Genomic DNA, 20,611 nt, shown 5'->3' on the forward strand with positions numbered 1-20,611 from the left:
CGTCGGCGTGAAAGCGAACGCACAAGCGCCGATTGAATTCCCGGGAAAACTAATCCTGAATTTTTAATTTCTGTATCTGGTAACGCAACTGCCTGAAGCTGACGCCGAGCAGCTCCGCCGCCTGGGTCCGGTTATGCCGGGTCTGCTCCAAAGCCCGCATAATCATTTCGCGTTCGATATTCTCCAGATACTCAGGCAAGGAGCAAGGAAGCGTAGGGGGAGAAAAAACGTCTTCATCTTTCGTTGATATAGCCCCGGTAATGATCTGCTCAGGCTGCACAACATCATCAACATGCTGTTCCGTTGGTAGTTTTTTATGATTGCGTAAGGCCAGATCGGCCACTTGTATACAACCATCGTTGGCAAACGCGAGTGCCCGCTCGAGTATGTTTTCCAGTTCACGGACATTGCCGGGGAAATCATAAGCACGTAAAGCTTGCAATGCTGCTGGCGACAAGGTGACATCACCGCCAGCGAGCTTACGTAATATCGCAGCAGATAAATCGGCAATGTCGTCAAGACGCTCACGCAACGGCGGCAAGTGCAGCTCAATGACATTTAAGCGGTAATACAAGTCCTGCCGGAATCGCCCTTCGTCTACGCAGGTACTCAGATTCTGATGGGTTGCACTGATAATCCTGACATCGACGGACTCTTCCAGTGTTGCGCCGACTTTGCGAATACGGCGCTCCTGTATTGCCCGCAACAACTTCACCTGCATCGCCAGCGGTAAATCGGCGACCTCATCCAGCATCAGCGTGCCGCCATTCGCCGCCTGAAAAAATCCTTCGCGATCATCTGCCGCCCCGGTAAAAGCACCTTTACGATAACCGAAAAATTCCGCTTCCATTAACGTCTCAGGAATTGCTCCACAATTAACCGCAATAAACGGCTTGCCAGCGCGCGAACTGGATGTGTGGATTTCTCGTGCAGCCAGCTCCTTGCCGCTACCGGATTCCCCGGTAATAATGACCGGTGCCATGCTACGCGCCAAACGACTGATTTGTGCCCGGACGTCCTGCATACCAGGCGACGAGCCAATCAGAAACGAGGCTGGCGTCATTTCACAGACATCGGAGGCCACTTCGGATTCCGCATTGACCAGATTTATTTCCAGCGCAGAACGCACCAGTTTGCGTAAATGATCAAGAGCCACAGGCTTGGAAACATAATCAAACGCCCCGGCCTTCAGGGCGATCACCGCATTATCGGTGCTGCCAAAGGCTGTAATCACCGCGATCGGGGTATTTTTATAATGAAGATTAACCTCTTCCACTAACTCCATTCCCGAACCATCGGGCAAACGCATGTCGGTCAACACCAACGAATAGCAGTTTTTGGCTAGCAGCGCTCTGGCGATATCCAGATTTTCGGCGCTATCAACATCCAGCCCCATTTTAATCAGCGTGATCTCTAACAACTCGCGCAAATGCGCCTCATCATCCACCACCAGGATGCGTGGACAAGTGTTGCCGCTAGTGTTGCTCATGCGTTCAATCCAGAAAAATTAATCACGAAACGCCCCTTAGGCTCACTGTCTTCAGCATCGCTGTGATCGACACGATATTCATAATCTAGCAAGGCTTTGTTATTCAGGCATAATTCCCGCGCCATATACAAGCCCAGACCCGTTCCCATCCGGGATGTCGTATAAAAGGGTTCAAATAAATGCGCACGGACTTCAAAACTGATAGCGGGACCGTCATCCTGAATATGCAACTCCTGCCGGCCGCCAGGATTTATCATGGCATACAAACGAATGCTGCCAGAACGACCGCTCGCATACCGGATTGCATTCGACAGCAAGTTTGAAACGATTTCAGTCAAATGACCAGGATCGAAGCTGACTTTGAAATCAACTTCATGAGCAACGGCGATCAGATCGGGGGCGACTTGTTTTATCTCGACGAAATCCTGCACGCACTGGCGCACCAGCGGCATCAGGAAATAAGGCTCCACATCATTGCGCGCCTTACGTGAGAGTTTCAGAATATCTTCGATCAACTGATTTAAGCGTCCGACATTATCGTCAACAATTTTTAAGAGGCGTTTGGCCTGCTCTTTATTGTCCTCAATGTGAGCAATATCTTCGTTCAACAAGGAGGCCGCATAAGAAATGGACGACAGCGGATTTCTGACTTCGTGCGCAATGCTGGCGGTCAGACGTCCCATCGATGCCAGTTTCAATTGCTGCGCATGATTCTCAATATCCGACACATCCTGCATAAAAATAACGGTGTAATCATTCGCAGATGCCTGCAGACCAGTTTCATTCGCATCCTTGACGATAATCATCCGCAATTTCAGATGCGTGACAAAATGCGGTCGTTCTGATCTGAAACCAAAACTGCTGTGTTCAAAACCTGAGCGCGGTATCGCTGAGCCGGAAACACTCCCTTTACTTTCGTCCAGGTAGCAGGGAATAGAAACAAATGAAATCTCATCTTCCAATTCTCTGGGCGTCTTACCCGCATTGCGGATCTGGATATCAGCCAAGGTGTCTACCATAGGACGCAAAGCGATGACATCTGCCAATTTGACGCCAATCATGCCTTTTTTGAGATTCCCCCCGAGCATACGTTCTGCGGCCGGATTCATTTCAAACATGCGCCCGGAATGATCAAGCACCAGTATTCCGTCATCCATATCCGCGATCACCAAACGATTAATCGCCTGCTGCATCACTAATTCATTCCCACGCAGTGCCGCGAGTTGCTCCTGGCGGATAAGATTACTCGCGAGACGATTCACCACGTACACCACAGCAAAATAGGATGCGCCGAATAAACCGGCCTGAGAAACCAGACTGCCATCATCTAACTCAAGGGAACGGTACATCCCTTCGCTCAACAACAACAAACTGACAAGCGAACAGAAAAAGAAAGCCCACAATAAAGGCGCCAGAATTGAAACGCCTGCCAGAGGAAACAAAAATAAGATATTGAAGCCTCCACGCCCGCCGCCGGAACCGAGATAAAGCAAGGAAATGATGATGATGTCGAGCGTAATCTGCGACAGCAGTTGCAAAATGAAATGCCGCGTGTGCACGACTTTGAGTATCGCAAAGCCCAGACTGGAAATTAAGTAGGCGGTACAAATATCAATGGCAAACACATGGGAAAATACCCAGATATCTTTGGTACTACGTAAATTGAGCAGCAACAAAAGACTGATCGCAATGATTACCCGGGAAATATTCAGGGTTTGCAGAGATCGCCAGAACGAGGGCGTCGGCTCAGGAAAAACAGAAAAAGTCGCTGCCATGGGTTCAGTTTATTTCTGAACTAGTGCAAATCAGCGTGCGCTGAAGAACAATAGGTTTGCTGCTCCCGGATAACGGCTTCAGAAGCTGGTAAATAAATCTGACAATGCGCACAGCAAACCATGGTTTCTACTGGTGCAGCGGCCGTCGCCGGCATATCAAATGACGACGCATCGGATGTCGTTTCAGCATTCCGGCTGCGCATGCTGTCCTGAGACAAAGGTTTAGCTTTTTTACGTATCGCCAGAATGACCAACACGGCCAATACCAGCCACATCAGCAATTTCATACCAGACTCCTGTGCAACACCACTTCCAGCACGAAACGACTACCGACATACGCCAGCAATAAGGTCAGGAAACCGGACAATGTGAAATTCAATACAGTTTTTCCACGCCAGCCGCGCCACCGGCGCCCCACCAGCAAGATGGCAAACAACAGCCATGACAATAACGACAAGATGGTTTTATGATCCCACTTAAATGCCACGCCCAGTACCTGCTCAGAAAACACGATACCAGACAATACGGTCAGGCTGAGTAATACAAATCCGACAGAAATCAGTCTGAACAAGACCTTTTCCATCGTCAGTAATGCCGGCAACTTATCAATCACCGCGCTCAGCCATGGCTGCAAGGTGCGTGAACGCAATTTATGCAAATGTTTGTCTTGCAGACTCATGATCGCGGCGTGAAACGCCGCGATAGTCAATGTGCTGTAGGCCAGCAAAGCGATGCTGACATGCCATGGAAACATCGCTGTTTTCCCTGTCAGTGCAATCACTGCACCCGGAAAAAATACGGGCAGGATAGAAAATCCTGCTGCAGGCGGAAATAACAAAAACTTCAAGCCATCGAGTGAAAAATTACGATTCTCTATCAGATACACAGAGACGGTCACCCATAGCGCCGCCGATAACATGGTCGCAAAACCGATACGTAAAGCATCATCCGCAAACACCGCCAGCCATAATGAGGCGGCATGCAGCAACCACGCAAGGACGCTGACCCCGGCACCAACGATGCGCTGCGGGAACGGAATAAAAACAGCGGCCAGGTAGAGGACGACCACCAGAAAAGATAAATAGATTTGCATCAGCTAAGTTTACACCATGTCGCCTTAAAAATTGACGTTCGCTTGCATACTGACGGCATTTCCGACGCCGACTGAAAATTGAAATGTCTGAAAAATCCCGGAACAAGCGATCGCATCAGGATTAATTACAGAAATTAGAGGTTATTTTGAACTTTTCAGAATTTTTCGCGACTAAACTCACTGTGTCCAGTATTCATATACTGAGCCAAGGGATAGACTCACTTCGTTTTCTCACTTTTCAATAATAAAACCATGAAAAAGACACTCATTACGCTGGCAGTTCTGAGCGCAGCCTCAGTCGCCTATGCCGACGAAGGCATGTGGATGCCACAACAGCTGCCACAAGTAGCTAAAGAGCTGAAAGCCGCCGGTTTAAAACTGGATCCGGCAAGCTTAACCAAACTGACAGAATTCCCTATGGGCGCCATCGTCAGTCTCGGTGGTTGTTCGGCTTCTTTTGTTTCACCACAAGGTCTGGTTGCAACCAACCATCATTGCGTCTATGGCAGCGTGGCGTACAACTCCAAGCCTGAGCGCAATCTGCTGGCGAATGGTTTCCTGGCAAATACGCTGGCAGAAGAATTACCAGCAGCACCCGGCTCACGTATTTTTGTCACCAAAGAAGTAACCAATGTTTCGGACAAAATCATCAGTAAAGATGTCGCCAAACTGGAAGGCAAAAAGCGCGTTGACGCGATAGAAAAAAACTCCAAAGCCCTGGTGGCCGAATGTGAAAAAGATGCCGGTCACCGTTGCAACGTCTATCCATACTATGGCGGTCTTGAGTTTTACATGATCAAACAGATGGAAATCCGTGACGTCCGTCTGGTACACGCACCTGCCGAAGGTGTCGGCAAATTCGGTGGTGATACGGATAACTGGATGTGGCCACGTCACACCGGCGACTACGGTTTCTACCGCGCATATGTCAGCAAGGATGGCAAAGCCGCTGACTACAGCAAGGATAACGTTCCTTACGTTCCTAAACATTACCTGAAACTGGCAAAAGACGGCTTGTCTGAAGGCGATTTCGTCATGGTACTGGGCTACCCTGGCCGCACTAACCGTCACCGTCTGCCATCTGAAGTCGCGTACACATTTGACTGGAGCTACCCTGCGTTCGTCAAAGCTTCCGGTGAGTCACTCGCGATCATCGCTAAAGAAACCGCCAATGATCCTGACGCCAAGCTGAAATATGCCAGCCAGGTTGCCGGTATCAACAACTACTACAAAAACCGTCAGGGCATGCTCGACAGTTACGCTGGCAGCGATTTTCTTGCCCGCAAAACCAAAGAGCATGAAGAGTTGAAAGCATGGGTCAATAGCAATCCTGCCCGCGCAAAAGAATTTGCCAGCGATATTGCGGATGTAGAAAAACTGATCGCTCAGCGCGATGCACAAGGCAAACGTGAGTTTTTCCTCGACCGTTCGTATCCGCGTCTGCTGAGCACTGCCCGTAGTCTGTATCGTCTGGCAAATGAAACGACGAAACCGGATGCTGAGCGCAAAGCTGGCTTTCAGGTTCGCGACCTGCCACGCTTTAAAGCAGGTGTAGAAGCAGTTGAGCGCAACTACGTAGAGAAGGTCGATAAAGCGCTGGTACTGAACAGTCTGAGCCAATACGCTGCACTGCCAAAAGATCAGCGCAGCGCTAACTTCGATGCGGCCATTGGCATCAAAGACGGCATGAACGAAGCTGACCTGAAAGCCTTGCTGGATAACTTGTATGCCGGCAGCAAACTGGGCGATAAAGCGACACGTGCAGCCTGGCTGAGCGCTAAACCTGAAGACTTTAAAACCAGCAACGACAGCTTCATCAAAGCAGCGGTAGCAATGTATGAAGGCGGTCTGAAACACGAAGCGGAAGACGAAGAACTGGCAGGTAAAATCCAACAAGCCTATGCCAACTACATGAAAGCAAAAATCGCCTTCATGAAGAGCAAAGGACAAGCGGTTTACCCTGATGCGAACAGCACATTGCGCGTGACATTCGGTAAAGTGGCTGGACGCGATCACGGCACAGCCGATGGTCTGGCATGGTCTGCATTCACGACAGTCAACGGTATTCCACCAAAAGCGACAGGCCAGGGCGAATTCAATGCGCCTGCTGCTCAGTTGGCCGCAATCAAAGCCAAAGACTTTGGAAAATATGTTGATCCTAAGTTGAAAGCAGTGCCGCTCGCCTATCTGGCAACGCTCGATATCACTGGTGGTAATTCCGGCTCTGCTGCGCTGAATGCGAAAGGTGAATTCATCGGCCTGGCCTTTGATGGTACTCTCGACTCCATCATCTCTGACTGGGATTACAACAAGGCGAATACACGTTCGATTCAGGTCGATCTGCGCTACATGTTATGGCAAATGAAACATGTCGATAAAGCAGACAAACTGATCAAGGAAATGGGCGCAGAATAATTCGCCTTACTTCTCACCAAAAGCCACGCGGTCAGCGTGGCTTTTTTTTGTTGCGCATGATTGCCGACGATTACCCACAAAGACTGATTCTTCAAACAGCACAGCCTATCGTTTCCTTGACTTTCTCTGCTTATCTCATACATTGGTATAAATTCTGTGCATCAGTAATTCCCCTGGCGGATGCCCGCTGCACGAGTTCACTGATTGGTGAGCAGCCAGACTGACACCGATATCCATCAAAGCACAATAAGGATAAGGACGAGACATTATGAATCTGCTGAATCTGGGAAAAATGCCATTTTCATTTCATGGCGGCTGGGATACGGTGAGTAAAATTCACCCTTCTGTGATCCGTAGTTTTCTGTTGCTGGTGTTGCCATGCTCATTGATACCACCGCTGGCATTGCTGTATGCGGGCAGCCATCATGCCGCCTTATACTGGGTTGATGCGCCTTACCTGCGCTGGCTTGATGTGGCTGCCGTTTTTCTGGTCATGGAATTAATGACCGTACCGCTGATGGGCTGGCTGATTCGCAAGCTGGCGAAAGATCATCAGGTGACCATGGACTTTCAGGATAGTTTTCTGCTGGCCAGCATTACTGCGGTGCCGATGTGGTTATCCAGCCTGGGCTTGTTATCCGCCGATCTCTGGCTGGTGATCGCCTGCGTGATTATGGGTCTGCTATTGGCGGCCAGCGTGCTGTATCATGGCCTGTATGCGATTTTGAAATTAGAAGATACCGTTGACGCGCAAGTCATGGGCTACAAAATTTTCTCTTTCGGTGGCATCGTCTGGATCATGCTCTGTAGTTTCGTCGCATTGCCACTGATGTGGTAAAACCTGCCGCTACGCGGGCTAACACGCGTTAGCTCGTCAGCGCCTTCCCCTGATGCCGGACATGCTGCATCTCAGCCTACGTGTCCGGCTTCGCATTACCAGATACTCCCCCCTCTTTTTTCGTAAAAAACCTTATTGTCGGCATCAATAAAAGGCCTGTTAAGATACTCCCCGGAGTATCTTGATAAGCCGGAAGCCGCCCCGTATCCGGCATTTGCCTTGCCGCGTCTAGTTCCAATGACGAATAGACGCGCACTCACCCACCCCTTAGCATCCTCAGGGTCATTCGGGAGAGCAATCATGAAACGCAGAACCTTCATCTTCACCAGCCTGGTCCTCAGCAGCGGACTGATATTACCGGCATCAGCACAAGTGAATAACATCAGTGATGCGATCAATAAAGCCGGGCGACAGCGCATGCTGGCACAGCGGCTGGCGAAAGCCTATTTGCAGTTAGGCATGGATATCGATGCCGAACACGCCAGAAAAATTCTGGATCAGTCCTTATCCGTATTTGATCGCCAGCTGGTGGAATTACGGACCTTCGCGCCGAATCCCGACATCAAATCGCGCCTGAGCGAAGCCGAAAAAATCTGGCTCGATTACAAACAATTATTGGTTGGGAAAACACCCAACAAGACCGATGGCAAAAGCATCCTCGTATCGAGCGACAAGCTGATGCAACTGGCCGATGACAGCACGCTGCAGCTGGAAAAACTTGCCGGAAACAGCAGCGGCAAATGGGTCAACCTCGCCGGTCGGCAAAGGATGTTGTCGCAGAAAATGGCCAAGCTTTATTTAGGTCGACAATGGAATATCGCGCCAGCCGACGCCGGCACTCTGCTCGACAGCGCGCGCAGAGAATTCGTCGCGGCCCAGAACGCGCTGAAGAACGCGCCAGTCAACACTGCAAAAATTAAAGATGAGCTTGAACTGGCGCAGCAACAATGGCTATTTTTCGACCTTGCCCTGCAACAAGCGGATGATGCTAAAACGCGGCATCAGTCTGCCATCAATGTTGCCACCAGCAGTGATCGCATTCTGGAACAGATGGATAAAGTCACCAGCCTGTATCAGCAACTCAGCTAAATACTAAGCGCGCCCGGTTTTGTTATCAGCGCCACTCACTTAATTCAGCTGATATTTTTTGAGTTTGTCGTACAGGGTTTTTTTAGGAATACCGAGACTGTCGGCTGCCAGCGCAACATTCGACTGATGCGTACGCAGCGCCTGTGCGATCAGCGATGCTTCGATAGCCTCGAGTTTTTTCGGCAGACTGTTCGCGTCCGGCAGCGGCTGTTTATCAGTCGCGCTTTCGTTCACATACTCACTCTCGTTCTGACTCTGCATATCAGCGACACCTAGCACCAGCTTGTCTGCAAAATTGCGTAATTCACGCACATTACCGACCCAGTCGCGTTGCTGCCAGAGCTGCATTTCGGCCGCACTCCATTCCGGCAGCGGGCGTTGAAAACGCTGTGCTGCGCCTTGTAAAAAATGCGCCAGTAACAGGGGAATATCTTCGCGTCTGTCATTCAGGCGCGGCAGATACACATGCACGATCGCCAGGCGGAAATACAGATCTTCGCGGAATTTATTTTCTGCGCTCAGCGCCAGCAAATCGGTTTTGGTTGCGGCGATAATCCGGCAATCGAGTTCGATCAGATTGTTGCCGCCCAGTCGTTCCAACCGGCGCTCCTGCAACACGCGTAACAGCTTGACTTGCATCGCCAATGGCATGCTTTCAATTTCATCGAGAAATACCGTACCACCGTTAGCGTATTCAAGCTTGCCGATACGACGTTTTTGCGCGCCGGTAAAGGCGCCCGCTTCATGTCCGAAAATTTCGCTTTCAAATACGGATTCAGGCAGTGCGCCGCAATTGATCGCGACAAATGCGCCCGCCCGACCACTCGCCAGATGCAACTGGCGCGCCACCACTTCTTTACCGGTGCCGGTCGCACCGTGAATCAGCACGTCGGCAGGCGTCGGCCCGATATTGCGGATGAAATGGCGGATTTTTTCGATTGCTGCGGACTGCCCGATCAGCTCAGGCATCGCCGGACGATTCGCCAGCGTTTGTTTCAGTTGCTGATTTTCCAGCACCAGACGGCGTTTTTCCTGCGCGCGCAAACAGGTATTGAGCAAGCGCTCGGCCGAGAATGGCTTTTCTATGAAATCATACGCACCGGCGCGCATCGCCTCTACCGCCATGCTGACGTCGCCATGTCCGGTAATCACGATCACCGGTAAATCTTTATCCGCAGCGACCAACTCGGCCAGTAAATCCAGCCCGGATTTTCCCGGTAAGCGCACATCCGTCACCACGATCCCGCTAAAGCCTGCGGACAATTGCGCCTGCGCCGCTTCTGCGCTGGCAAAAGCAGCGACGGTAAAGCCACCCAGTTCCAACGTCTGCGTGGTTGCCAGACGTACGGCTTGTTCATCTTCAATTAATACAACCGACAAAGCTGACACAATTTATTCCTCTCAATAGCGCTGATCGTCCTGGCTGCAAATGCCAGGAAAATCAGATACTCCCCCCTTATTTTAACTTTTTCGGTCTAACCTCAAGGAAAACAAAGGACAAAAAAATATACTCCCCCCCAGTATTATTCTTGCAAAGTTATTCTGGCAAAACGGGCAATCGGATCACGAACTGGGCTCCGCCCTGAATATGATTGCCCGCATGCAGGCTGCCATTCATCGCCTGCACAATAGAAGACGAAATCGCCAGCCCCAGGCCCAAGCCTTTACCGCTGGGCTTGGTGGTGAAAAACGGTTCAAACAAATGGCTAATCACGTCTTCCGGCAAACCCGCGCCACTGTCGATAATCTGCAGGCTGATGTGCGCGTCATTTAATTCCAGCAGCACTTCAATTTTTTTTACTGCCGCGGTTTCCACCGCGTCCAGCGCATTTCTGAGCAGGTTGATCAAGACCTGTTCTATTCGCACATTGTCGCCCAGCACCAGCACCTTCTCTGGCATCGCCAGTTGTACCTCTACTTTGAGCCGCTCAATATCGCTCTGCAACATCGCGATGGACGCATGCACGGCGGAACACACATCGACCGCGCCCAGTTGCCCGCTGCTCTTTCTGGCAAATCCTTTGAGCTGAGCGATGATGGAACCCATACGTGCGCTGGCGTCGCTGATATGCTGCAAGTTCGCTACCGCCTCATCGGTTTTGCCACGCTGCAGATAAGTCGCCGCGTTGTCGGCAAATGCGCGGATGGCGGTCAGCGGTTGATTCAATTCGTGGGTGATTCCTGCCGCCATTTGCCCCAGCATAGCCAGCTTACCTGTCTGCACCATTTCATTCTGCGTCGAACGCAGCACTTGTTCTGTCGTCTGCAATTTATGGAACTGCTCTTCTAGCTGCGTATTCGCAAGCATTAAATCACCGGTGCGCTGCGCAATTTTTAATTCGAGTTCATCAGCAGCGCGCTGTAAAGCAATTGCCGCCGCCTGCCGTTCTTCGATACGGCGTCGGCGTTGATAATAAACACCGGCAACGGTCGCTGCGAGCACCAGCAACAACATAGAAATCACCGCCGCCTGCACACCTGCCTGCACCACCTTGCTTTCATCAGGGAACAGCATCAGTTGCCAGCCAAGACGACCAATCGGACGCGTCAGATAATCACCAAATCCAGCCTGATCTTTTTTGGGCAGGCTACTGATGGCCGTAACCGGCTTACCGGAATATTGCAAGGTCGCCTGAATATCGTTTAAAACATCTTTATCCAGCAAACGCAGACTGCGATAGCGCCATTCGTTGCGGTTACTTAAAAATATCACACCATTGCGATCAGTCAGTGCAATAGGTTCATTATTGCTGCGCCAGGATTTCTGAAATTCATCCAGACTGATCTTGACCGTAATCACACCGACAGGCGCACTATGCCCGCGTTGCGCAGCCGACGCATAAACCGGTTGGGAAATAAAATAGCCTGGAATACTGGTGGTGTTACCAACCGCATAAAAGTGGCCTGCCGAACCACTCTTCGCCATCGCATCCTGAAAGTAGGGGCGGAAGCTGAAATTTTTTCCTATGTAACTTTGCGCACTGTTCCAATTGCTGGCAGCGATCGTCAGACCTTGCGCATCCATCAGATAAATCGCGGCAATTTTTGCCTGCTGCTGCATGTCCTGCAGCGTCAGATTTAATTGCTGCACCAGCGCTTTGTCAGCAGGATTCGCGAGTACCTGCGCGGCTAACGGCAGATACGAAATCGAGTACGGCAAAGTCTCGTAGCGCTCGAGCACCGACTCCAGATCCAATGCAATGATTTGCAGTTGCCTGTCCCCGGCCAGACGGATTTCACTTTTTTCTTTTTGTGCGAAAAATAAATACGCAAAAAAAATCAGCGCCACACTACATGCCGCACTGAGACACATAGTAATGATGCGCTGATGAGAGTTCATATGTTATTCAAGAACCTGCTTTTGCCATCACAGTGATGGCATGACGGGCATGTTTAATCGACGGCAGCCATTTTCAGTTCATCATTATGATGACGCTGCTGCTCTTCCATGACGAGCTGTCCAAGTTCACGTTTCAAGGCGTTGAATTCAGCTGCAGACGGGTCACGCAAACGTGGCAGGTCGATCAGAATATCTTTCTTCACGGTGCCTGGACGATAGGTCATGACGATAATCCGGTCGGCCAGATAAATCGCTTCTTCGATACTGTGCGTCACAAAAATAATGGTCTTTTTCAGCTCCGCCCAGAGACGCAGCAACTCATCCTGCAGATTACGGCGGGTCAGTGCATCCAACGCACCAAACGGCTCATCCATCAACATGATCGGTGAATCCAGCGCCAGCACGCGGGCAATCGCAACCCGCTGACGCATACCACCGGACAAATCTTTAGGAAAGCGCTGTTTGAAATCGGCCAGACCCAGCATCTCGAGTAATTTGCTGACGCGTGAGGCGATATCAGCTTTTCCCATACCTTTAATTTCCAGTCCGAAAGCGATATTTTGCTCGACGGTCATCCAGGGAAATAAAGCGTATTCCTGAAACACCATGCCGCGATCCGGGCCTGGTTCAGTCACGGTTTTTCCATTCGCAATAATGCTGCCGGACGACGGCAAAGAAAAACCGGCAATCGCATTCAGCAAGGTCGATTTACCGCAACCGGAAGGACCAAGCAGACAAACAAACTGCCCTTCAGGAATTTCCAGATTAATGTCGCGCAGGGCGACGACTTCTTTGTCTGCAGTCTTGAAGATTTTATTGACCGCATTCACTTTGATATGTGTGGGATTCATCTCAGTTCTCCAATCCACGGTGCCAGCGCAGTAAATAGTTATTTAATTTATTCATCGCCAGATCAATTGCCAGACCCAGCATACCGATACTGATCATGCCGGCGATAATTTTGTCCGACCAGAAATACTCACGCGCTTCGAGAATCCGGAAACCCAGACCGTTATTCACCGCAATCATTTCAGAAACGATCACGACAATGAAAGCGGTACCGATACCGATACGCACCCCCGATAAAATATACGGCACAGCCGCAGGCAGCATAACCCGTACAAACATTGTGCTCTGGCTGGCACCGAGATTGCGGGCCGCGCGGATGTAGATCCCGTCAACATGACGCACACCGGCAATCGTATTCATCAATACCGGGAAAAACGCGCCGATCGCGATCAGGAAAATTGCCGGCGGATTACCGAGTCCGAACCAGAGGATAGACAAAGGAATATACGCAATCGGCGGAATCGGACGCAACACCTGCATCAAGGGATTCATCCAGGCATAGACGCGCTGGCTTGATCCCATCGCCAGCCCCAGCGGCAATGCAAGCCCGGCACCGACCACAAAACCAACCAGCACACGATACATACTACCGATGGTGTCACGAACCAGTTCGCCGGAAAATGCCCATGACAAACGGCTCATGGTCGCCGGGTCGTACGTTTCCAGCGGTAACGCATACTCTATCCATTTTTTCACCACAGCCACCGGCGAAGGCAATACTTGCGGATTGACCCAGCCATTGCTGGTGACGATTTGCCAGATCGCGATGAGGATGGCGGGCACAATCAGACCCGCGCCAATTTCACGCCATTTGAATTTCATTTGTTGTCCTTAGAAAAGAGAAACAGAAGCAGCGTCAGGGAATAGCAAGAGACTTGCTTCTGTTCTGAATGTTGCAGGCTGATGCTGTGCCGGGAGTACCAGGGCTTACCGGTACTTATTTAATGTTCAGACTTTTCTTCGCTTGCTCAAGCAAATCTGTTTTGACCCATTCTTTTGCCACTGGCGGCTTGCTCATTTTGCCGATGCCGTATTTTTGCATCAGATCCGTCGTGACCTGAATATGCTCCACAGACATATCGTAAGAGTAAGGTGAATTTCCTATCGCATTCACAAAGTCTTCGTGGCTGACCTGACCTTTGAACATACTTTCGCGCACATATTTTTCAGCCAGATCTTTGTTGTCGATGAAGGCTTTTGTCGCTTCAACGAAACAACGCATGAATTTTTCAGCGACAGGGCGACGCTCTTTGTAAAACTTCTCAGTCATCACCATCGCACGTACTGGTTCACCCAGCGGAGTATCGTAAGGTTTGATGACCTCTTTACCGAAGCCTTTACCAATCGACTGTGAAGAGTAAGGCTCAGACTGCATCATCGCATCGATATTTTTACCCAGCAAAGCCTGATTCAGATCAGGAAAACCGAGGTAAATAATCTGCACATCTTTACCTGGCTGATCGGAATACGTCAGCCCATTCTGCGACAACTCGGCAGCCAGCAAAATATCCTGAATGCCACCGCGCGTGACACCCACTTTTTTGCCCTTCAGATCCTTGACCGTTTTTACGCTGAGATCAGCACGAGCGACGAGGCGCGCTCCACCTTTAGCAAAACCAGCCACCACATAAATTGGTGTGCCGCTGGCGCGACCAGAAATCGCCGCTTCAGAAGAGACTGCGCCGACATCCAGCTCACCGGCGATCACTGCCTGCATCGCATCGAGGCCTTTGGAAAAAACGCGCTCTTCTACTTTCAGACCGCATTTCGGTGCGATTTCTTTGATGTAGGATACCGCACCATAATGGGCGAATTTGAGGTTGCCGAGACGGACAACTTCCTGTGCCTGAGCACTGCCAGCCAATGCCAGAGGAATCACGGCGGCCATCGTCAATACTTTCTTCAACATACTATCTCCTTATGATTTTTTCGATAACGTTGATGTCAACACGGATCTATCAGCACAGATCGTGCCAGTAACACAACTCACGTAAATAATTGATTCCATTAGACCTCCGTAAATAATTTGCCGCAAACAGTCTGAATATTCAGAAAAAAATGCCGGAATCTTCTGAGACTCCAGCATTGTATTCGGCGTTGCATCACTTATACCTTCGCTTTCCAGCCCGTCTGGGACTAAACAGAAACGAAGGTAGATTCTCAAAGGATCAGCGTAAAAATTTCTTGTCGCGATTGATAATCGTCAATTCAACGAATTCACTGCCACTATGATCTTTCTCACCATAGGTCAACAAAATGCCGCCGATATCATTTTTATGCATCGATTCCAGCGCCCGCACAAAGCCATCACGCGTCAGACCGCGACCGCTTTTCTTCAAGCCTTCGACCAGCACTTTCGCAGACACGAAGCCTTCCATCGCGGAATAAGACTCTGGTACCGTAGTCCCTTTCGTCACCTGCTTGAATTCCTGACCCAGTTGCGTCGCCAGATTCGGTGCGGGCATCACTTGTGACACCATAATGCCCACTGCATGCGGGCCAAGACTATCAATAAATCCTTGTGTCGCGTTATTAGATAAAGTCATGATCTGCGCAGTATTACCGCCAGCACGTAAGGATTTGATGATATCCGCAGTAACGGGAGCAGCACCGACAATAATCAGGGCTTTTGCATTCGATGCCTTTACCGCATGAACCACCGCAGCCACATCAGGTTTTAAACGATCAAACTTAATCATCGCCGCCGGTTTCAGCTTAAAGCTGTTTTCCGCCGCCCGAAAACCTTCCAAAGCATCATGTCCGAAACTGTCGTCAATATGAATGATGCCGACTTCTTTCAGGCCTATCGTGGAAAACTGCTCGACCGCTTTTCTGACCTCATCCTGATATTTCGCCCGCACGTTGAATACGTAACGATGCAAAGGCTGATGCATCACTACCGCGCCAGTACTCGGAGCAACCAGCGGAATTTTATGTTCATTCAACAGTGGAAATAAAATCTCAGACGTCGGTGTGCCACGGCTTTGGAACAATGCAAACACGTGGTCTTTTTTAATCAGCGTTTCCGCATTTTTATAGGCCTGGGTCGCATCAAATTTATCATCCAGAGTGATGAGTTCAATTTTCCGGCCATTCACTCCACCGTTTTTATTCACATAAGCAAAGTAGGCATTTGCACCTGCCTGCATTTCTTTGACAGCTCCGGCAATCGGGCCGGTGACACCGACGGTTTGTCCTAACAATATCGTCGAATCCGTCACACCATCTTCAGCCGCAGCGATAGTACTGACGAAGAGGGTTACCACGCTCAGACTGAGCCCGGCAATCAGATGATTCATTTTTTTTTTGCGCATAATAGTCTCCGAAAAAAATAACAGGTTATGACGTCAGCGCTCCATAACTCATAACAAAAAATATAAAAACTCAATCACATACAGGACGCAAAATCCTGATGGATCATAAAAAGAATCAGCGTAAGAAACGCTTGTCACGTCCAATCATGGTCAGCTCCACAAATTCGCTGCCAGTGTGGTCTTTTTCTGAATACGTCAGTGTCAGCCCGCCGAGGTCAAAGCGTTTAATTGATTCCAGTGCCCGGATCAGCCCCTCTCTTGTGGGGTTTTTACCGGCACGGCGCAAACCTTCTACCATCACTTTGGCAGAGACAAATCCTTCCATCGCGGCATACGATTCAGTTACATGATGCTCTTTCGTAACTTGCCGGAACTCTTGCCCCAGCTGGCTGGACAACAGATGCGGTGCAGGTACGATCTGCGACACCATAATGCCAGTCGCATGTTTACCCAGCGAATCAATAAAAGACTGCGATGAATTATTCGATACCGCCATGATCTGTATCGCGCTGCCGGCATCACGTATGGCATTGATCAATTCAGCTGTTGTCGTGCCAGACGTCACCAGAATCAAGGCCTTGCCCGCGCTTTGAACGACGCTTGCAGCGACCGCTTTAATATCCGGTTTGGCTCTGTCGTAAGAAATGATGGAGACCGGTTTCAGCTTGAATTGCTGCATCGCGCTTTGGAACCCTTCCAGTCCATCTTTCCCAAAACTGTCGTCAACGTGGACTAAAACAATATCTTTTAAGCCGATGGTGGCAAATTGCTCAACGGCTTTTTTCACTTCATCCTGATATTTGGCACGGACATTAAACACGTAATGATTGACCGGCGTATGAAATGTCACCGCGCCAGTTGAAGGGGCAATCAATGGAATTTTATGTTCTGCCAGCAAAGGCAGAATCGCCTGTGTATGCGGTGTACCACGACTCTGGAACAACGCAAACACGTGCTCTTTCTTGATCAGCGCATCGGCATTGCTCAGTGCCAGCGCCGGATCAAATTTATCATCGAGCGTCTTTACTTCAACTTTGCGGCCATGTACTCCACCGTTTTTATTAACGTAGGCAAAATAGGCGGCAGCACCTGCCATCATTTCCTTAACAGGCCCAGCAATTTGCCCGGTTACGCCTATCGTCTGCCCCAGCAAGATAGTGGAATCCGTCACGCCATCCTCTGCGTTTGCATGCAAGCTGGAGAAGAACGTGCCGACGGCGAGCAAACCGACAACAAATAAACGGCGCGATAGATTTTTTTTCATTTGATTTGATTTCCAGCTTTTCAATGGACTTATGTTTTTTACAATTTCGCAGCAAAGACAACAAGAATAATTACCATAAAGAAATATAATTATCAGGCCAAAGCAGATTTTATTCCCAGGAAAAATGTAAGCAAAAACCGGTGACGCTTATCTGTGTCAGCAAAGAAATATCCACAACAGAAACGAATCTCTTCTGATTTTACAGAATAGTTCATGTAAACATTCTGATTTTACGGAACATCTGCATTTCAACCACAAGCTTTTCTATGAATTCGCAGAGCCACTGCGGTGATCAGGTAAAATGGCGGATTGTTTTGCCTCTGGCAGTTAAGCGCCAGGCTGGCAACTGCGCTCAATTTGCTTTTTACTCAAGAAATTCTACTCGTTCGCTATGCTTGATAACCTTACCCAGCGCCTCGCCAAAGTCGTTAAGACTATGCGCGGCGAAGCCAGACTGACCGAATCCAACACAGCCGATATGCTGCGCGAAGTGCGCATGGCATTGTTAGAAGCGGACGTTGCCTTGCCTGCAGTACGCGAACTGATCGCCCGCGTTAAAGAAAAAGCGATGGGCGAAGAAGTTATCTCTTCACTGACTCCCGGCCAGGCATTGGTCGGCATCGTTCAGAAAGAACTCGCCGTATTGATGGGCGCCGATCTCGGCGAAGAAGCCTCGCAACTCAGCTTTGCCTGCCAGCCACCGGCGATTATTCTGATGGCGGGTTTGCAAGGTGCAGGTAAAACGACCACCGTCGGTAAGCTCGCCAAATATCTGCGCGAACAGAAAAAGAAAAAAGTGCTGACCGTTTCAGCCGACGTTTATCGTCCGGCCGCGATCGGGCAGCTGCAAACGGTGACCGGGCAAGTCGGTGCCGACTTTTTCCCATCGACACCAGATCAGAAGCCTGTCGATATCGCCTTAGCCGCACTCGATTACGCCAAAAAACATTACCACGATGTGTTGATCATCGATACCGCAGGTCGTCTTGGTATTGATGAAGCGATGATGCAGGAAATCGCCGCTGTACACGCCGCAGTCAAGCCTATCGAAACTTTATTCGTCGTTGACGCCATGCTGGGGCAGGATGCCGTCAATACCGCCAAAGCATTTAATGATGCATTGCCGCTGACTGGCGTGGTGCTGACCAAGCTCGACGGTGATTCGCGCGGTGGTGCAGCTTTGTCGGTACGTTACGTGACTGGCAAACCGATTAAATTTGTCGGTGTCGCAGAAAAACTCGACGGACTGGAAGCCTTTGATGCGACCCGCATGGCCAGCCGTGTGCTCGGCATGGGTGACATCATGGCGTTGGTCGAATCGGCGCAAAAAGGCATGGACGTCGCCGCTGCGCAGAATCTGGCGCACAAAATCAAAGACGGCGGCAAGTTCGACATGAACGACTTCAAAATGCAAATTTCGCAAATGAAGAACATGGGCGGACTATCCGGACTGATGGATAAATTGCCAGCGCAAATGCAGCAGGCCGCCGCCGGTGCGAACATGGATCAGGCAGAAAAATCCGTGCGCCGCATGGAAGGCATTATCAATTCCATGACGCCGCTGGAACGCGCGAAACCAGAGCTGATTAAAGCCTCACGCAAACGCCGCATTGCCACCGGTGCCGGTGTGCAGATTCAAGAAGTTAACCGCATGCTGGCGCAATTCGAGCAAATGCAGTCCATGATGAAAAAATTGCGCGGTGGCGGCATGATGAAAATGCTGCGCGGAATGAAGGGAATGATGCCAGGAAAACGCTGATTTTCAGACGTAAGCTGATGTTACAAAAAATGGCCGTATCAGAGGTAAAACCCTGCTGATACGGCTTTTTTTTGGATAGAAATCCAACGAAGCAGCATTTCCTGCATTTTTTCTTAAAAAACGCACAAAAAAGACTTGCATCACCGTGGAAACCGCACCACTATGGGCGATGCGTGAAGTGACGCAATGCAGGAGCTTTTCAAAACGATCAAAGCTCCGTCCACAAAATTGTGAAGGAGGCTATTTATGGCAACAGCAGCAAAAAAACCAGCAGCGAAACCAGCCGCGGCACCAAAAAAGGCAGCAGCTAAACCAGCAGCAGAACGCAAGCCAAACGCAGCGTTCATGAAGCCAATGACGATTTCCCCAACGCTGGCAGCAGTGATCGGTGCAGCACCGATTCCACGTACTGAAGTGACGAAAAAAGTATGGGAATACATCAAAAAGCATAACCTGCAAGCACCAGAAAACAAACGCAATATCAATGCAGATGACAAGCTGAAAGCCGTTTTCGGTGGTAAAGCGCAAGTCTCCATGTTTGAAATGACAAAACTCATTTCCGGTCACCTGTCCTGATTCTTCAGGAATAGCAACCGCAGTTGCGTTGGGAAACTTTATGGGAAGCAAATGTCCCATCCCAAACAAAAATGCCCGCATCGCGCGGGCATTTTTGTTTTCTGGTTTTATTTTCAAACCTGAAAATATCTGCTTACTTCTTAAATTCCCAGTTCTTCCAGTTTGCCAGTACGGCATTCGGATATTCCGGCTTGCCACGGCTGCCGTTATAGCGCCCCAGCGCCAGATATAAATCGCCCTTTTCCATATCCATATACAGCCGCAGGATAGAGCAGCCATAGCGCAGATTGGTTTGCATGTGAAATAACTTGGTCGCGTCACCATCGCCGATGCTGCGCGACCAGAAGGGCATCACCTGCATATAACCGCGCGCACCGACCACCGAGGTGGCGTATTTGCGGAATGCCGATTCGACCTGCATCAAACCCATCACCATCGCAGGATCTAACCCTGCACGTTTGGATTCATACCATATCGTTTCGAGCAACTCGATGCGCGTCTGATAATCGGGTATCCGCTTTTTCAGGCGCGACGACATTTCGCCCAGCCAGTGCAGATAGCTGATGCGTTCTTCTATCGTATTGAAGCTGGGTTTGGGCGGACGCGGGTCAGAAATCGCTTTTGACAAGGCGAGACGAACCGAATCCGCCATGGCTTCTTCTTTCTGATTACCGGCATGTGCCGGCAAGACATACAGCAATGCGGTCCATAAACTGAACAGCAAGATCATCCATCGGGGCAACAGCAAAATCGCTTTCAACTTCTCAAAAATTAAGATTTAAGGGGAGTATCTGTCATTTCATGCCAATT

At 50.0% G+C, this 20,611-nt stretch carries 18 protein-coding genes; 5 read left to right on the top strand and 13 right to left on the bottom strand.

Annotated features, from left to right (window positions below):
* Nucleotides 1-49: 49 nt before the first annotated feature.
* The 4 genes from H8K29_RS07530 to H8K29_RS07545 are packed head-to-tail and all read right to left on the bottom strand — an operon-like array spanning nt 50 to nt 4,357.
* The gene (locus H8K29_RS07530; RefSeq protein ID WP_186897056.1) at nt 50-1,489 is read right to left on the bottom strand and encodes a sigma-54 dependent transcriptional regulator; all 1,440 of its coding nucleotides are present in this window, start codon (nt 1,487-1,489) and stop codon (nt 50-52) included.
* Nucleotides 1,486-3,264: a PAS domain-containing sensor histidine kinase gene (locus H8K29_RS07535; RefSeq protein WP_186897057.1), complete on the bottom strand. Its 1,779-nt coding sequence runs from the start codon at nt 3,262-3,264 to the stop codon at nt 1,486-1,488. Before H8K29_RS07535 ends, H8K29_RS07530 begins: the two co-directional genes overlap by 4 nt.
* A 20-nt stretch (nt 3,265-3,284) precedes the next feature.
* Complete coding sequence (locus tag H8K29_RS07540; RefSeq protein WP_186897058.1) at nt 3,285-3,551, bottom strand: PP0621 family protein; 267 nt, start codon at nt 3,549-3,551, stop codon at nt 3,285-3,287.
* Complete coding sequence (locus tag H8K29_RS07545) at nt 3,548-4,357, bottom strand: inner membrane protein YpjD (protein ID WP_186897059.1); 810 nt, start codon at nt 4,355-4,357, stop codon at nt 3,548-3,550. The genes H8K29_RS07540 and H8K29_RS07545 overlap by 4 nt, the downstream gene beginning before the upstream one ends.
* Before the next feature lie 252 nt (nt 4,358-4,609).
* Here H8K29_RS07545 and H8K29_RS07550 point away from each other — a divergent pair, with 252 nt between their 5' ends.
* The gene (locus H8K29_RS07550) at nt 4,610-6,772 is read left to right on the top strand and encodes a S46 family peptidase (RefSeq protein WP_186897060.1); all 2,163 of its coding nucleotides are present in this window, start codon (nt 4,610-4,612) and stop codon (nt 6,770-6,772) included.
* 135 nt (nt 6,773-6,907) lie between these two features.
* Here H8K29_RS07550 and H8K29_RS17920 read toward each other — a convergent pair whose 3' ends face one another.
* Complete coding sequence (locus H8K29_RS17920; protein ID WP_255422764.1) at nt 6,908-7,039, bottom strand: hypothetical protein; 132 nt, start codon at nt 7,037-7,039, stop codon at nt 6,908-6,910.
* Nucleotide 7,040: 1 nt separating this feature from the next.
* Here H8K29_RS17920 and H8K29_RS07555 point away from each other — a divergent pair, with 1 nt between their 5' ends.
* On the top strand, nt 7,041-7,610 hold the full coding sequence (locus H8K29_RS07555; RefSeq protein WP_186882826.1) for a YIP1 family protein: 570 nt from the start codon (nt 7,041-7,043) through the stop codon (nt 7,608-7,610).
* A 300-nt stretch (nt 7,611-7,910) separates the two neighbouring features.
* Nucleotides 7,911-8,699, top strand: a complete 789-nt coding sequence (locus tag H8K29_RS07560; protein ID WP_186897061.1) for a type IV pili methyl-accepting chemotaxis transducer N-terminal domain-containing protein — start codon at nt 7,911-7,913, stop codon at nt 8,697-8,699.
* A 39-nt stretch (nt 8,700-8,738) separates the two neighbouring features.
* Here the strand turns inward: H8K29_RS07560 and H8K29_RS07565 are convergent, their stop codons facing one another.
* The 7 genes from H8K29_RS07565 to H8K29_RS07595 form a co-directional block, all read right to left on the bottom strand.
* Nucleotides 8,739-10,088 carry a sigma-54-dependent transcriptional regulator gene (locus tag H8K29_RS07565; RefSeq protein ID WP_370527150.1) on the bottom strand — a complete coding sequence of 450 codons (1,350 nt, stop codon included), beginning with the start codon at nt 10,086-10,088 and terminating at the stop codon, nt 8,739-8,741.
* Nucleotides 10,089-10,236: 148 nt separating this feature from the next.
* Nucleotides 10,237-12,039: an ATP-binding protein gene (locus H8K29_RS07570; RefSeq protein WP_186897062.1), complete on the bottom strand. Its 1,803-nt coding sequence runs from the start codon at nt 12,037-12,039 to the stop codon at nt 10,237-10,239.
* Nucleotides 12,040-12,092: 53 nt separating this feature from the next.
* Nucleotides 12,093-12,890: an ABC transporter ATP-binding protein gene (locus tag H8K29_RS07575; protein ID WP_186882823.1), complete on the bottom strand. Its 798-nt coding sequence runs from the start codon at nt 12,888-12,890 to the stop codon at nt 12,093-12,095.
* Between the two features lies 1 nt (nt 12,891).
* On the bottom strand, nt 12,892-13,710 hold the full coding sequence (locus H8K29_RS07580) for an ABC transporter permease (protein WP_186897063.1): 819 nt from the start codon (nt 13,708-13,710) through the stop codon (nt 12,892-12,894).
* A gap of 115 nt (nt 13,711-13,825) precedes the next feature.
* Nucleotides 13,826-14,797 (bottom strand): ABC transporter substrate-binding protein, encoded by a 972-nt coding sequence (locus tag H8K29_RS07585; protein ID WP_186897064.1) that lies wholly within the window; start codon nt 14,795-14,797, stop codon nt 13,826-13,828.
* Between the two features lie 259 nt (nt 14,798-15,056).
* Nucleotides 15,057-16,202 carry an ABC transporter substrate-binding protein gene (locus tag H8K29_RS07590; RefSeq protein WP_255423294.1) on the bottom strand — a complete coding sequence of 382 codons (1,146 nt, stop codon included), beginning with the start codon at nt 16,200-16,202 and terminating at the stop codon, nt 15,057-15,059.
* Between the two features lie 115 nt (nt 16,203-16,317).
* The gene (locus tag H8K29_RS07595; RefSeq protein WP_186897065.1) at nt 16,318-17,466 is read right to left on the bottom strand and encodes an ABC transporter substrate-binding protein; all 1,149 of its coding nucleotides are present in this window, start codon (nt 17,464-17,466) and stop codon (nt 16,318-16,320) included.
* A gap of 391 nt (nt 17,467-17,857) precedes the next feature.
* Here H8K29_RS07595 and ffh point away from each other — a divergent pair, with 391 nt between their 5' ends.
* Nucleotides 17,858-19,225 (top strand): signal recognition particle protein, encoded by a 1,368-nt coding sequence (gene ffh, locus H8K29_RS07600; RefSeq protein ID WP_186882818.1) that lies wholly within the window; start codon nt 17,858-17,860, stop codon nt 19,223-19,225.
* A gap of 246 nt (nt 19,226-19,471) precedes the next feature.
* Entirely contained in the window at nt 19,472-19,801 is a 330-nt protein-coding gene (locus H8K29_RS07605; RefSeq protein ID WP_186882817.1) for an SWIB/MDM2 domain-containing protein, read from the top strand.
* A 133-nt stretch (nt 19,802-19,934) separates the two neighbouring features.
* Here H8K29_RS07605 and H8K29_RS07610 read toward each other — a convergent pair whose 3' ends face one another.
* Nucleotides 19,935-20,531: a lytic transglycosylase domain-containing protein gene (locus H8K29_RS07610; protein WP_255423306.1), complete on the bottom strand. Its 597-nt coding sequence runs from the start codon at nt 20,529-20,531 to the stop codon at nt 19,935-19,937.
* Nucleotides 20,532-20,611 lie beyond the last annotated feature (80 nt).

It is taken from the genome of Undibacterium sp. CY21W, assembly GCF_014284265.1.
Lineage (GTDB): Bacteria > Pseudomonadota > Gammaproteobacteria > Burkholderiales > Burkholderiaceae_D > Undibacterium > Undibacterium aquatile.